15 protein-coding genes are annotated in these 12,974 nt (G+C 59.9%); 7 read left to right on the forward strand and 8 right to left on the reverse strand.

Annotation, left to right across the window (positions count from 1 at the left end; genetic code table 11):
- Positions 1-705, reverse strand: a complete 705-nt coding sequence (locus FHT84_RS17020) for an HAD family hydrolase (protein ID WP_113250998.1) — start codon at positions 703-705, stop codon at positions 1-3.
- Between the two features lie 301 nt (positions 706-1,006).
- Between FHT84_RS17020 and FHT84_RS17025 the strand changes: the two genes are divergently transcribed.
- Complete coding sequence (locus tag FHT84_RS17025) at positions 1,007-2,056, forward strand: aldo/keto reductase (RefSeq protein WP_112344393.1); 1,050 nt, start codon at positions 1,007-1,009, stop codon at positions 2,054-2,056.
- A 50-nt stretch (positions 2,057-2,106) separates the two neighbouring features.
- Here FHT84_RS17025 and FHT84_RS17030 read toward each other — a convergent pair whose 3' ends face one another.
- Entirely contained in the window at positions 2,107-3,132 is a 1,026-nt protein-coding gene (locus FHT84_RS17030) for an NAD(P)-dependent alcohol dehydrogenase (RefSeq protein WP_112344421.1), read from the reverse strand.
- Positions 3,133-3,243: 111 nt separating this feature from the next.
- Here FHT84_RS17030 and FHT84_RS17035 point away from each other — a divergent pair, with 111 nt between their 5' ends.
- A complete protein-coding gene (locus FHT84_RS17035) occupies positions 3,244-4,143 on the forward strand; it encodes a LysR family transcriptional regulator (RefSeq protein ID WP_112344394.1) in 900 nt (299 codons plus the stop codon).
- Between the two features lie 19 nt (positions 4,144-4,162).
- On the opposite strand, the gene FHT84_RS17040 is transcribed toward FHT84_RS17035, so the two are convergent.
- Positions 4,163-4,465, reverse strand: a complete 303-nt coding sequence (locus FHT84_RS17040; RefSeq protein WP_245430449.1) for a YciI family protein — start codon at positions 4,463-4,465, stop codon at positions 4,163-4,165.
- 78 nt (positions 4,466-4,543) lie between these two features.
- Here FHT84_RS17040 and FHT84_RS17045 point away from each other — a divergent pair, with 78 nt between their 5' ends.
- Positions 4,544-5,425: a LysR family transcriptional regulator gene (locus FHT84_RS17045; RefSeq protein WP_245430450.1), complete on the forward strand. Its 882-nt coding sequence runs from the start codon at positions 4,544-4,546 to the stop codon at positions 5,423-5,425.
- Between the two features lie 40 nt (positions 5,426-5,465).
- Here the strand turns inward: FHT84_RS17045 and FHT84_RS17050 are convergent, their stop codons facing one another.
- The 3 genes from FHT84_RS17050 to FHT84_RS17060 form a co-directional block, all read right to left on the reverse strand.
- Complete coding sequence (locus tag FHT84_RS17050; protein WP_112344397.1) at positions 5,466-5,834, reverse strand: DUF305 domain-containing protein; 369 nt, start codon at positions 5,832-5,834, stop codon at positions 5,466-5,468.
- 74 nt (positions 5,835-5,908) lie between these two features.
- A complete protein-coding gene (locus FHT84_RS17055; protein WP_112344422.1) occupies positions 5,909-6,286 on the reverse strand; it encodes a hypothetical protein in 378 nt (125 codons plus the stop codon).
- Positions 6,287-6,355: 69 nt separating this feature from the next.
- Complete coding sequence (locus FHT84_RS17060) at positions 6,356-6,883, reverse strand: 2'-5' RNA ligase family protein (RefSeq protein ID WP_113250970.1); 528 nt, start codon at positions 6,881-6,883, stop codon at positions 6,356-6,358.
- 126 nt (positions 6,884-7,009) lie between these two features.
- On the opposite strand from FHT84_RS17060, the gene hisS reads away from it, so the two are divergent.
- Genes hisS through hisG form a run of 3 tightly spaced genes read left to right on the forward strand, consistent with a single transcriptional unit; the run spans position 7,010 to position 10,376 of the window.
- Positions 7,010-8,563: a histidine--tRNA ligase gene (gene hisS, locus FHT84_RS17065; protein ID WP_113250969.1), complete on the forward strand. Its 1,554-nt coding sequence runs from the start codon at positions 7,010-7,012 to the stop codon at positions 8,561-8,563.
- Positions 8,563-9,681 (forward strand): ATP phosphoribosyltransferase regulatory subunit, encoded by a 1,119-nt coding sequence (locus FHT84_RS17070; RefSeq protein ID WP_112344400.1) that lies wholly within the window; start codon positions 8,563-8,565, stop codon positions 9,679-9,681. The genes hisS and FHT84_RS17070 overlap by 1 nt, the downstream gene beginning before the upstream one ends.
- Complete coding sequence (hisG, locus tag FHT84_RS17075; RefSeq protein WP_112344401.1) at positions 9,681-10,376, forward strand: ATP phosphoribosyltransferase; 696 nt, start codon at positions 9,681-9,683, stop codon at positions 10,374-10,376. The genes FHT84_RS17070 and hisG overlap by 1 nt, the downstream gene beginning before the upstream one ends.
- A 76-nt stretch (positions 10,377-10,452) precedes the next feature.
- Here the strand turns inward: hisG and FHT84_RS17080 are convergent, their stop codons facing one another.
- Complete coding sequence (locus FHT84_RS17080; protein WP_112344402.1) at positions 10,453-10,896, reverse strand: DoxX family protein; 444 nt, start codon at positions 10,894-10,896, stop codon at positions 10,453-10,455.
- A 213-nt stretch (positions 10,897-11,109) separates the two neighbouring features.
- On the opposite strand from FHT84_RS17080, the gene FHT84_RS17085 reads away from it, so the two are divergent.
- Complete coding sequence (locus FHT84_RS17085; RefSeq protein WP_112344403.1) at positions 11,110-11,817, forward strand: glutathione binding-like protein; 708 nt, start codon at positions 11,110-11,112, stop codon at positions 11,815-11,817.
- Positions 11,818-12,125: 308 nt separating this feature from the next.
- Here FHT84_RS17085 and FHT84_RS17090 read toward each other — a convergent pair whose 3' ends face one another.
- Positions 12,126-12,572 (reverse strand): hypothetical protein, encoded by a 447-nt coding sequence (locus FHT84_RS17090; protein ID WP_210260522.1) that lies wholly within the window; start codon positions 12,570-12,572, stop codon positions 12,126-12,128.
- Between the last annotated feature and the right edge of the window lie 402 nt (positions 12,573-12,974).

The following is a 12,974-nucleotide window of genomic DNA, read 5'->3' on the forward strand; positions in this document are numbered from 1 at the left end:
TTACTGCAACGCTTCGATCACGCCGTGTAGCTCGCCGAGATGGGCTATCTTGCGGAAACGCGGCGCTTCGGTCGGTTCCTCCACATGCTCGAAGGACCATGTAAGCTCGTGCGGTACGAAGACGCCGTAGCTTCCGGCTGCAAGCGCCGGCACGATATCCGATTTCAGGGAATTGCCGATCATCATCGCCCGTTCGGGCCCGTCGCCCACCTTGGAAAAAATCCGGCGGTAGGTGGAGGCGTTCTTGTCCGAGACGATCTCGACCGCATCGAAGAGGTCGCCGAGACCGGATTGGGCGAGCTTGCGCTCCTGATCGAAGAGATCGCCCTTGGTGATCAGCACCAGCAGGTATTTGCCCGACAGGTCCTCCAGCGTCTGACGCACATATGGCAGGGTCTCGACGGGATGGGCGAGAAGATCGCGGCCGATGTCGAGGATCTGGGCGATGATGGTCGAGGGCACTTTGCCTTCGGTGATCTCGATCGCCGTCTCGATCATCGAGAGGGTGAAGCCTTTGATGCCGAAGCCGTAATGTCTGAGGTTGCGCTTTTCAGCCTCCAATAGCCGCGCGGAAATGACGTCGCTTGCGGCGTGATCGGCGAGAAGATCGGTAAATTGCAGCTCCGTCAGCCGGTAGAACTGTTCGTTCTGCCACAGCGTGTCGTCGGCATCGAAGCCGATCGTGGTTAGGGGACGTTGCGTCATCGGTATGTCCGTTCTGCGCATTGTATGATGGATGAGTCTATCCCGCAGCGGACCGGAAGCAAGAGCGCGTGCCGGTAACCGCATCGTGATCGGCGGGAGGTCTCGCGTTGAAAATGGTTTCCAGTGCATTATGTGGTTGTTGTCTCGATTGCCGCGGAGCCAGAGCCGGGCGTCGATGACTGTCTCGTGACCTCTCCAGGGCAGCGCCGATAGCGGCTGCCATGCCGAGGCCAATCATAGCCAAAAGATATGCATTCACCGGCCGGAAGCATCTTCCGGCTGACCACAAGGGAATTTCTCCATGCGTTACAATCAACTCGGCAATACCGGGCTGTTCGTTTCCGAACTTTGCCTGGGTACGATGACCTTCGGTGAAGCCAATCCCAACACTCCCTGGGGCTCGATCGCAGATGTCGACCAGGCGCTGGCCGACAAGATCGTCGAAGGCTCGCTCGCCGCCGGCGTCAATTTCATCGACACCGCCGACGTCTATTCCTTCGGCAATTCCGAAAAGCTGCTTGGACAAGCCCTGAAGAACCTCGGCGTTCCTCGCAAGGATGTCGTCATCGCCACCAAGGTCTATGGCGTCATGGGCGATAAGCCGAACGATCGCGGCGCCTCGCGCGGCCATATCATGGACTCGGTGCAGGCCAGCCTGGATCGTCTTCAGACCGATCATATCGATCTCTATCAGATCCATGGTACGGATATCGTAACACCGATCGACGAGACGCTGCGGACGATGGATGATCTCGTTTCGCGCGGTCTTGTGCGTTATGTCGGCGTTTCCAACTGGCAGGCCTGGCGCATCGCCAAGGCGCTCGGCATTTCCGAACGCCGTGGCTTCGCCCGCTTCGAAACGGTGCAGGCCTATTATTCCATCGCCGGCCGCGATCTTGAGCGTGAAATCGTGCCTGTCATGGCCGAGGAAAAGCTTGGGCTGATGGTCTGGTCGCCGCTTGCCGGCGGTCTGCTCTCGGGCAAGTATGGTCCAGGCGCTCCCGGCAATGGCGAGGGGCGGCGTGCCAGTTTCGACTTCCCGCCCGTCGACAAGGACCGCGCCTGGGCCTGCGTTGCCGCCATGCGCGAAGTGGCGGAAAAGCATGGCACCAGCGTCGCTACCGTGGCGCTTGCCTGGATCCTGGCGAAGCCTTTCGTTACCAGCATCATCATCGGTGCCAAGCGTCTCGACCAGCTCGATCAGAACTTGGCGGCCGTCAGGCTGAAGCTCGATGCCGAGGATATCGCGAGGCTCGATGACGTCAGCGCACTTCCGGCCGAATATCCCGGCTGGATGCTGGCCCGCCAGAGCGCGCAGCGCGTGCCGCAGCCCTTCGAGCCGAAGGCCTGATATCTTTTGCAGAGGCCGGGCCGCCGCTTTTGGCAGCGGCCCGGCTGCTATCATAGCTCTATGACGATCTTGCCGAAGGGGCCGCGATCGAGATGATCGAAGGCGGCTGGCGCCTCGCCGAGCCCATAGCGGTGGTCGATGACGGGCTTCAGGCCGATGCTGTCGACCGCACGCACGAAATCCTCGAGCGAGCGGCGGTGGCCGACGCTGATGCCCTGCACGGTGGGAGACTTCAGCAGCAGCGGTGCCACAGGACCGGAAATGTCGAAGCCTTCGAGGACGCCGATGACGGAAATCCGGCCCTGCGGCGCAACCGCCTTCAGCGACTGACCGAGGTTCGGTCCGCCGGCGATTTCGATGATATGGTCGATGCCGCGATCGTTGGTGAGGCGATAGACCTCTTCCACCCAATCGCTCTTGTTCCGATCGATGCCGTAATGGGCTCCAAGCGCCTTGGCCCGCCCGAGTTTTTCCTGCCCCGACGAGGTTACGAAGACCTCGGCGCCCTGGGCAGTGGCAATCTGCAGGCCGAACAGCGCCACGCCGCCCGTTCCCTGCACCAGCACCGTGTCGCCGGGCTTGATCTTGCCGCGCTCCACCAGCGCGAACCAAGCCGTCAGGCCGGCGCAGGGCAGCGTGCTTGCCTCGGCATAATCGAGGCTTTGCGGCGATGATACGAGCCAGTCCTCCGACATGGCAACATATTCGGAGAGCACGCCGGGATAGAAGCCACCCAGCGTCTTGTAGGGCGGTGTACGGGCGTCACCGAGCGGCTTGCCATCGATCCAGCCGGGATGGAAGGTCGAAATGACCCGGTCGCCAACGGCAAATCTGGTCACGCCGTCTCCCACCGCTTCGACGACGCCTGCCATATCGGAAGCCGGCACGAAAGGAAATTGGAGCGGCAGGCCCATGCCGATCTCGCGAACGAGCTTGTCGCGATAGTTCAGAGAAACGGCCTTCACCCGCACCAGCACTTCGCCGCGCGCAGGTGTGGGAATCGCCGTTTCCGTGAGGTTCAAGGGAGCGCCGACGGCGACAGTATCGAGGGTCCAGCGCTTCATGGTCTTGGTCATCATGATCTCCTGAGAGAAATTGGAAGCAATGAACGGAAGCATATCGTTGCTTTCTGATCGCCAGTGGCGATATTATTTCCGCGTACTGGTTCCCCAAAGGAAGCAATCATCATGAATGACATGCTCAACGGCATTCCCGAATTCGTGGAGGCGGTCGAAGCTGGCGGTTTTTCGGCCGCGGCGACCCGCATGAACCTGTCTCGCTCGGCGATCGGCAAGACCATCGCCAAACTGGAACGGCGCCTGAATGTGCGCCTGTTTCACCGCACCACCCGCATGCAGAGCCTCACCGACGAAGGGCAAGCCTTTTACGAGCGCTGCCGCCGGGCGCTGGACGAGATACAGTCCGGCGAAGCCATGCTGGAATCGGGTAAGCGTGAGGTTACCGGACGTCTTCGTATCTCGATGCCTGTCCTTTTCGGTCGCCGCTGCGCTGCACCGCTGCTGCTGGAGTTGGCACGCATTCACCCCAAGCTTGAACTGGATCTTTCCTTCAGTGATCGCGTGGTCGATCTCTTCGACGAGGGCTTCGATCTCGCCATTCGCAACGGCGTGTTGCGGGACGAAGCCGGCCTCGCCGCGCGCAAGATCGCCCTCCATCGCATGACGCTATGCGCCTCGCCGGATTATCTTGCTGCAAGAGGTACGCCGCAGATCATTGCCGACCTCGATAGCCACGATCTTGTCGTCTATGCGAGATCGGGGGAGGCCAAGAGATGGACCTTCCTGCAGGGCGATGGAACGGCCGTCGACTATTTTCCGCAGACGCGATTGCGCCTTGATGACCTGGAGGTCATTGCGGATGCGGCTGCCGCCGGAATGGGTATTGCTTGGCTCCCCTGCTGGCTGGTGCGGGATTATGTGCACGCAGGCAAGCTTATGCCGGTACTCAATGTTTCCAGCCGACCCGTCAACGTCTATGCCGTCTGGCCGCAGGTGCCGCAGCTTTCGCTGAAGATGCGCGTGGTCATCGACCTGCTCGCCGCGCGTCTGCCTGCGATCATGGGCTGAGGATGTGACGATGCTCCGGTTAGAGGAGCGCGCCCTCCGCAAATACCTGGTTCCAACTGAAGACCTGCACGGATTTGCGCAGGCCTGCCAACCAGAATGGATCTTCCTTTACCAGACGGTCGACAGCATCGGTGGTCTCCGCTTCCACAAGCCACAGGCCGCCGGCAAAAGCGTCACTCTCCCGACTGAGCGGTCCGGCCGTTCTGATGGAGGCGGCATTCGCCTTCAGAAAAGCGAAGTGCCGTGGCAGATACTCCTTGCGGATCGCGGCGGCGTTTTGTTGATCGTCCTCAAACAGAACTGCGAACAGGGTCATCGTCATCTCCTTGCTGGATATTTCCAGTCTATGGCTGCAATAATGCTGTTACACGCGGTAAGTTTGCTGTTAGGAGCTGCAAAATTGCACGATATCGATTGGGATGACCTGCGTCACGTTCTGGCGCTCGCGCGAGGTGGATCCTTTGCCGCTGCCGGAAGAGCGCTTGGCACGGATGCGACGACGGTCGGTCGCCGACTGCGCATTCTGGAGAAACGCCTAGGCACGACCCTGTTTGCGCGCAATACCGGCGGCACCTTGTCGCCGACATCGACAGGCGAGATCGCGGTGGCGAAGGCCGAGGCGATGGAGGCCGAAGTCATGGCGCTGTCGAGCGCGTTGGATGCGGCAGATCCCATGGCGCTCGGCAAGGTCCGGCTTACCGCAGCGCCGTCATTCATCAGTCGGCTGCTGGTCCCCTCGCTGCCCAGCCTGCTGGCGCAGCATTCCGGCCTGCAATTGGAACTCATCGGCGATCCCAGAAATCTCAATCTGACCCGACGTGAGGCGGACATGGCACTGCGCCTCGCAAGACCTGCCGATATGACAAACGGCAAAGTCGTCGCCAGGCGAATCGCGACGCTGGATTATGCCATCTATGTCGCTACCGGGAAGGAGAGGCATGCGGAAGATTTGCCTTGGATCATCTATGAAGAGGCGATGGCGCATTTGCCGCATGCCCGCTGGATCACTACGCAGGCGGAAAAGTCAGGCTGTTCAAGCCCGCTTGCGGTCAATGATGCCGAAGCTCTGCTCCAGGCTGCGGTTGCAGGATTAGGGCGTGCGCTCCTGCCGAAAATCATGGCCGAGAATGCGGGAGGTCTTTGCCGCGTCGAAAGCGGCGACAGAAATCCGCCGGCGCGCGAGATGTGGCTGCTTATTCATGCCGAGCTTCGTCAGCTCGTTCGCATCCGCGCCGTTTCCGATTGGCTGGATAGCGTCTTCAAATTGCATAGGGAGCAGTGAGAGAGACGGCACGAATGCCGCCTCCCATTTACCGTATGGTTCACTTGCCGTGCTTCTTCAGCCAGGCTTTCATTTCCTTGATCTCGGCTTCCTGTGCAGTGATGACGCCCTCAGCCAGTTTGCGCAGCTCGGGATCCTTGCCGTATTTCAGCTCGATCTTTGCCATGTCGATCGCACCCTGGTGATGCGGGATCATGCCGCGGACGAAATCCGTGTCGGCATCGCCGCTGTAGTTGAGCATCATGTCCTTGTGCATCTTGCCCATGGCATCGTTGAACGCCTTGCTGGAGGCGCCCTGGTCGCCCATGGGCTTGCTCATGTCCATGCCCGACATGTCGTCGGCAAAGGCAGGAAGGCTAAAGGCGAAGGCGAACGCGCCGGCGAGGATCAGCGATTTTGAGGTAGACATAAGTGTCCTTTCCGTTTCTGGACGGTATCTGGATTTGAGCGGACAGCCGCTCGTGAAAGGAATGCAGATGATCGTCAGGCGAAACGGGGTGGCGGCGGCGTCGGCTGCGGACGTGAATCGGCAAGGCGCTGGCCGGAAGACGGCGCCGGATACGAGAATGCGTTCTTGGTATTTTCGATCGCAAGTGTCGGAGTCAGAGCCAGACAGGCGGCACAGGACGCCACATGCGCCATGCCGCCGGCGCAAGGGTTCTCCGGCTTCTTTTCTCGATGCTGCGGCATGTCGCCATGGGCGGCCATGCCAGGCATATCGGCCATGCCACCGTGCATGCTCATGGTCGATGCGGCGGGCATCGCGGTGACGGAATCGCAGCTAGGACAGTTCGCCAGCGCCGGCATGGCACAGTAGAACAGCCAGGCAATCATCATCGTCAGGATCGCAAGTAAGCGCATGAACACGAACCTAGCTGCAGCCGCCGCGAAGGCAAGCGCAAATTGCATCGTCTGGACATTGAAAGCCGATCAAGGCAGCAGTTTGACTTGCCTTATGATTTCGACGGGTGGAAAGCTGATGCAATCCGCCGCATCGAAGCTCAGTGTGAACCGAGCCTCCTTTGCCGCCGCCCATGTCAGCGCCTCTTCAGCCGCGCTTGCGGGGATTTTCATCGCGATGGTGCAATGCGGCTGCCAGCGATCCGGGCGGGAATGCTCATGACAAAAGGCTGGGTCTATCTCGTCGTGAATGGCGCGATGTATCTCTCTTAGAACTCGATCGTCCGCCGGACGCGCCCAGAGCACCAGCATCTCGTTTGGAAAATGGCCGATCCCGGAAAATTCGACCGATAACGGTGGCACGTTTGCGAAGGCCTTCTGAGCCGCCGTGACAAGCAAGGACACGGCAAGGTCCTCATAGACCGCAAATGTCAGATGCGGCGGGTAGTTCAGTGCCTGCATCGATGGAATGCTTTCGAACCGGCTCGCCTCCCGCCAGAGATTGAGAACCGGAGCGGCGCTGTTATCCGTGCATTTGAAAACGATTGCGTGTGGCATGGTTCCCTATGCTGCCTTCCCCGGCTTTTCTCGGTTTTGTCGGCCGCTAACATATAACAATCCTTGCCGCACTCAGCCCAATCCGCTAGTTAACCGCGACTGTTCCCGTACCGGATTACCCTAGAGATGAGCGACAAACAAAAGAAACCGCAGAAGCTCAAGGCCCGCCTGCCGCGTGGCTTTGTCGATCGTTCGGCCAGCGACATTCGCGCCGTCAACGAGATGACCGCAAAGATCCGGGCCGTTTATGAGCATTATGGTTTCGATCCTGTCGAAACGCCGCTGTTCGAATATACCGATGCGCTTGGCAAGTTCCTGCCCGACAGCGATCGGCCGAACGAGGGCGTGTTCTCGCTTCAGGATGACGACGAGCAATGGATGTCGCTGCGTTACGACCTGACGGCGCCGCTTGCCCGTCATGTCGCCGAGAATTTCAACGAGATCCAGCTTCCGTATCGCACCTATCGCGCCGGCTACGTCTTCCGCAACGAAAAGCCGGGTCCGGGCCGTTTCCGCCAGTTCATGCAGTTCGACGCCGATACCGTCGGCGCGCCGGGCGTGCAGGCAGACGCCGAGATGTGCATGATGATGGCTGATACGCTGGAGGCGTTGGGTATCAAGCGCGGCGACTATGTGATCCGCGTCAACAACCGCAAGGTTCTCGACGGCGTACTTGAGGCGATCGGCCTCGGCGGCGATGACAAGGCCGCCCAGCGGCTCAACGTGCTGCGCGCCATCGACAAACTCGACAAGTTCGGTCCGGAAGGCGTGGCGCTGCTGCTCGGCCTCGGCCGCAAGGACGAGTCCGGCGACTTCACCAAAGGTGCCGGCCTTGCGGATTGGCAGATCCAAGCCGTCCTTGCTGTGGTGACGTCTTCAACTGTTCCAAGCCTTCAACAGGTACTTGATCAGGTTACGCTCAAGACTGGTGGCGTTCCAGATGAGTTCGGCGGAATGTCTCATTTGCCATATGATGATGCCGTCCACCTGCTTACCGAACAGCTGGAGCCGATGATACGTGCGGCCGGTTATGATGCAGACCGTATCAAGATCGATCCCTCCTGCGTGCGAGGGCTCGAGTACTATACGGGCCCTGTTTTCGAGGCCGAGCTGACATTTCCGGTAATCAACGAGAAGGGCGAGAAGGTCGTCTTCGGCTCGGTCGGCGGCGGTGGCCGTTATGATGGGCTCGTCTCGCGCTTCATGGGCCAGCCGGTTCCCGCGACGGGCTTCTCCATCGGCGTCTCCCGCTTGATGACGGCGCTGAAGAACCTCGGCAAACTCGGCACGGAAGAGGTGATCGAGCCCGTGCTCGTCACCGTCATGGATGGCGATGTCGATGCAATGGGACGCTACCAGCGCTTCACGCAGCTGCTGCGTGCTGCCGGCATCCGCGCCGAGATGTTCCAGGGCAACTGGAAGAAGTTCGGCAATCAGCTGAAATATGCCGATCGCCGCGGCTGCCCGATCGCCATCATCCAGGGTGGCGACGAACGCGCCCAAGGCGTCGTCCAGATCAAGGATCTGATCGAGGGCAAGCGCCTTTCCGGCGAGATCGAGGACAATGCCAGCTGGCGGGAGGCCCGTGTCGCGCAGGAAACCGTGCCGGAAGCCGAGTTGATCGAGAAGGTCAAGGCTATCTTGGCGGCGCAGGCGGAAGACCGGAAGAGGGCGGGCTGATGCCCCTGATCAACCTCCCGGATTTTGCCGGCGATCTGCTGGACGAATTCTCCGTTCGCGGAACGGAGAGGGTGGATACGCCCATCATCCAGCCAGCCGAACCTTTTCTCGATATGGCCGGCGAAGATCTTCGCCGGCGCATCTTCATGACCGAAAGCGAAACCGGTGCCAGCCTTTGCCTGCGCCCGGAGTTCACGATCCCCGTCTGTCTGCGGCATATCGAAACCGCTACCGGCACGCCGAAGCGTTATTCCTATCTCGGCGAGATTTTTCGTCAGCGCCGCGAAGGCGGCCATGAGTTTTATCAGGCCGGCATCGAGGATTTGGGCGATAACGATACGGCAAGGGCCGACGCCCGTGCCGTTGGCGACGCTATCGGTATCCTAAGCCGCCTGGTCCCCGGCAAGCCGCTTTCGGTGACCTTGGGCGATCAGGCCGTGTTCGAGGCCGTGGTCCAGGCGCTCGGCCTGCCTACAGGCTGGCAAAAGCGGCTGATCCATGCCTTCGGCAACATGATGCAGCTCGAAACCCTGCTGGCGCATCTCGCAAGCCCGCAGCCGGTCACCGGGCTCGATGCGCATGTGCTCGATTTCCTCAACCGCGGCGACGAGCAGGGGCTGGTCAGGCATATCGACGCCACCATGCAGGCGACCGGCTATTCCACCAATGCCAGCCGCTCGCCGCGGGAAATCGCTCGCCGCCTTCGTGAGAAGCTGGTCCTGTCGGAAACGCGGCTCGATGATGCCGCCTTCCGTGTACTGGAGGAGTTCTTGTCGCTAAGCGTGCCGCTGGCAGATGCTTCCGCCGCGCTGGCCGGCTTCGCCGATGCGGCAGAGCTGGAGCTAGGCCCGGCTTTGAAGAATTTCGATGCCCGCGTCAAAGCATTGGCCGATGCCGGCGTCGATACCGCGAAGATCGACTATCGCGCCGCCTTCGGTCGCCCACTTGATTACTATACCGGTCTCGTTTTCGAAGTGACGGTGGAAGGTTCGAGCGCCGTGCTCGCCGGTGGCGGCCGCTTCGACCGGCTGATGACCCTGCTCGGTGCCAAGGGTCACATTCCGGCTGTCGGCTTCGCGCTCTGGCTCGACCGCATCGAAACTGCGAGGGCGGCCTGATGACCATCACGATAGCACTTCCTTCCAAGGGCCGGATGAAGGACGATTGCTCGGCTGTTTTCGAGCGTGCCGGCATGCGCATCGTCGCCGTCGGCAATGATCGCTCCTACCGTGGCCGCGTCGAAGGCTTGGAAGGCGTTGAGATCGCCTTCCTGTCGGCTTCTGAAATCTCGCGCGAGATCGGCAATGGCAGTGTCGATTTTGGCATTACCGGCGAAGATCTCGTACGTGAAGGCATGGCGGAGGCCGATCGCCGCGTCGAGTTCTGCGCAAGACTTGGATTTGGCCATGCCGATGTCGTCGTTGCGGTGCCGGATATCTGGCTCGATGTCGACACCATGGCCGATCTCGGCGATGTTGCAGCCGATTTTCGCGCCCGTCACGGCCGCAGGCTGACAGTTGCGACGAAATACTGGCGGCTGACGCAGCAATTCTTCTCCAGCCAGCACGGCATCCAGCTCTACCGTATCGTCGAAAGCCTCGGTGCGACAGAGGGGGCACCTGCTGCCGGCTCGGCCGATATCATTGTCGACATCACCTCCACCGGCTCAACGCTTCGGGCGAACCATCTGAAGGTCCTGTCGGATGGCATCATCCTACGTTCCGAGGCTTGCCTCGTGCGCGCCCGCAAAGAGAGCCACGAGGGCAATGCGATGGTCGAGCGCATCATTTCGGCCGTGCGTAGCGCGCTCTGATCTTTGAGTTTCCCATTCACGAAAAAAGGCCCGCCGGAATTCCGGCGGGCCTTTTGTCTCGGGAAGTCTGTGGCAATCAGGCGGTTGCGTAGGCACCGCGGCGTGCGTCGACCGAGTAAACACCTGCGCCGTTGGTGGCGAGCATGATGTAGGCGCCGGCCAGGGTGACGTTCTTCAGGAAGTTGACGAAGTTCAGGCCGTTGATCCAACCATTGGCCGCGGCCGGGAAATCCGGAACGTTGACGGTCGGCAGGTGAAAGACGACGCCGGTGAAGACACAGAAAGCAGCAAGCAGCCAGCCGACGATGCGGACCTGGAAGCCGATGAGGACGCAGACGCCGGTGATGAATTCGAAGGCGCCGGCGACATAGGTCAGCAGCGTCGAAGCGGGCAGGCCGGCGCCGGCGATCATGCCGGCGGTACCGGACGGATCGGACAGCTTGCCGAAGCCGGCAAAGATGAACATGAAGGCGAGCAGAATGCGCGCCACGAGAATGATGATGTTGTTGGTATTGGACATGACGATCTCCAGTAAATTCGTTCGGATCGGGTGGCGACAATTTCTGAAGCAGATATTCGTGATTTTCGGGCGCTTGAAAAGATAAACAACTGCACACAATTAGTTCACAATCATTGAACAATGGTGCTTGCTGCACGCTCTTCCCATCGGCTCCATATCGGATATGGTGGCGCAAATTTGTTCGCGAAATCATGATCTTTGGAAGGAAATCCCATGGCCGATCTCTCCTCGTTTCCGATTACGAAGCGCTGGCCCGCCAGCAATCCCGATATCATCCAGCTCTATTCGCTGCCGACGCCGAACGGCGTGAAAGTTTCGATCGCGCTCGAGGAACTTGGTCTGCCCTATGAGCCGCATCTGGTTTCTTTCGGCACCAATGATCAGAAGTCGCCGGAATTCGTTTCGCTGAATCCGAACGGCCGCATTCCCGCGATCATCGATCCCGATGGCCCCGATGGCAAGCCGATCGGTCTGTTCGAATCGGGCGCGATCCTGGTCTATCTTGCAGAAAAGACCGGTAAACTTATCCCGAGCGATGCAGCCGGGCGTTACGAGACCATGGAATGGGTCTTCTTCCAGATGGCCGGCGTCGGTCCGATGTTCGGCCAGTTCGGTCATTTCTTCAAATTCGCGGCCGAAAAGGTCGCCAACAACCCCTATCCGGTCGAGCGTTACCGCGACGAGGCCAAGCGCCTGTTGAGCGTGCTGGAGGGCCGTCTGCAGGGGCGCCAGTGGATCATGGGCGATGAATATACCATTGCCGACATCACCACCTTCCCATGGGTCCGCGGTGTCGATGTCTTTTATGGCGGCCGTGAAGTCCTCGAGTTCGAAAGCTTCCCTGCGGTCATGAGCTGGCTCGACCGTGCCCTTGCGCGGCCGGCAAGTCAGCGAGGGCTCAATATCCCGAAGCGGGATTGAATCCCGATCCGTCAGCAGATCAGGCATGTGCTTCTACATCGGCGCCCATGTGACTGGCCCTCACTTCAGCGCAAGCGGGGCGAGGGGGCCGATCCTGTCAAACCCCTTCGCCCCGTCCTGAGTTTATCGAAGGGGCGGGGAGAAGGTGGACTCGAACAGTTGAGCGAAGCGAAACTGTGAAAGGACGGATGGGGGGCTAACCTGTCCATATGCGATTGCTCTGCCGCAAGCGGGAAGAGGGCTGGAGTGAGGGACCGGGCACATGCAGCGGCAAAGGTGAATTCACCCGACCGTCGTCTCAGTCGTTTCTACTGCCGCGCCGCCAATTGGCTGCCCGGCTCCGGCTTGAAGCGTGGAAACAGAAAGACGCCGACCATGCTGCCGGTGTGTTGCTCGTCCGCAGCCACGGATTCGCCGACGCAAAAGATCGGCTGGCGATAGCCGCCGGCGCCAAGCGTCGTGGTGGAATAGCAGAAAGAGGAATTGGTGGTTGCCGCCTGTTCGAACAGATCGAGGATACGCACGCGATCATGCGCGTTGTAGCAGTGCATCAGGCTGAGGAGACCGCATTCCGAAGAGCTCAGGCCATGCAGCATCGTGCTCCATTGCCCGAGCTTGATGATGCCGCTCGACAGATCGCCCGTCCAGCCCTCGGAAACGCAGAATTGCGCGAGCAGGTCAGGATTATGACCGTCAAACTCCAGCGAACCCGGGGCAAACGGTGCGGCAAAATTGGCCTTGGCAATCTTGAACAAGATGATCCCCACTTAAGCGCATGATCCTCCTGCGCTTCATCCAAATTCCAATGCATCTTCCGGTTGGAAACCTTCCCGCACGCCGCGCTCCACGAAAAAGCTGACATTCGGCTCCATCGATTCCATTTTCGCCATGCTTCTTCCGGGTTGCTGGTCCCGTCTATGAAGTCATTTCAAGTAAAAAAACCGGACGCCTATCAATTCTCAAGATCATGATCATGCGCGGTCGCTGATTAAGCGTGCCGAAAATAAGTAAAATTTGCGTGCATTGCAGCTAACCCTCTAAAATCGCTGCGCTGGGATTTATAGGAGCTTTTTCAAAAACGGCAATGGGGCAATTTGCATAAATTTGCGCTGCGCGAAACTTGCCGGTCTCGTGCCGAAACCATAGGCATACAAATG

It is taken from the genome of Rhizobium sp. BK289 (assembly GCF_014193575.1).
Taxonomy (GTDB): domain Bacteria; phylum Pseudomonadota; class Alphaproteobacteria; order Rhizobiales; family Rhizobiaceae; genus Rhizobium; species Rhizobium tropici_C.

Coding starts and splice junctions, on each gene's coding strand:
- FHT84_RS17020 (WP_113250998.1), bottom strand. CDS start 705: ATGACGCAACGTCCCCTAACCACGATCGGCTTCGATGCCGACGACACG.
- FHT84_RS17025 (WP_112344393.1), top strand. CDS start 1,007: ATGCGTTACAATCAACTCGGCAATACCGGGCTGTTCGTTTCCGAACTT.
- FHT84_RS17030 (WP_112344421.1), bottom strand. CDS start 3,132: ATGACCAAGACCATGAAGCGCTGGACCCTCGATACTGTCGCCGTCGGC.
- FHT84_RS17035 (WP_112344394.1), top strand. CDS start 3,244: ATGAATGACATGCTCAACGGCATTCCCGAATTCGTGGAGGCGGTCGAA.
- FHT84_RS17040 (WP_245430449.1), bottom strand. CDS start 4,465: ATGACGATGACCCTGTTCGCAGTTCTGTTTGAGGACGATCAACAAAAC.
- FHT84_RS17050 (WP_112344397.1), bottom strand. CDS start 5,834: ATGTCTACCTCAAAATCGCTGATCCTCGCCGGCGCGTTCGCCTTCGCC.
- FHT84_RS17055 (WP_112344422.1), bottom strand. CDS start 6,286: ATGCGCTTACTTGCGATCCTGACGATGATGATTGCCTGGCTGTTCTAC.
- FHT84_RS17060 (WP_113250970.1), bottom strand. CDS start 6,883: ATGCCACACGCAATCGTTTTCAAATGCACGGATAACAGCGCCGCTCCG.
- hisS (WP_113250969.1), top strand. CDS start 7,010: ATGAGCGACAAACAAAAGAAACCGCAGAAGCTCAAGGCCCGCCTGCCG.
- FHT84_RS17070 (WP_112344400.1), top strand. CDS start 8,563: ATGCCCCTGATCAACCTCCCGGATTTTGCCGGCGATCTGCTGGACGAA.
- hisG (WP_112344401.1), top strand. CDS start 9,681: ATGACCATCACGATAGCACTTCCTTCCAAGGGCCGGATGAAGGACGAT.
- FHT84_RS17080 (WP_112344402.1), bottom strand. CDS start 10,896: ATGTCCAATACCAACAACATCATCATTCTCGTGGCGCGCATTCTGCTC.
- FHT84_RS17085 (WP_112344403.1), top strand. CDS start 11,110: ATGGCCGATCTCTCCTCGTTTCCGATTACGAAGCGCTGGCCCGCCAGC.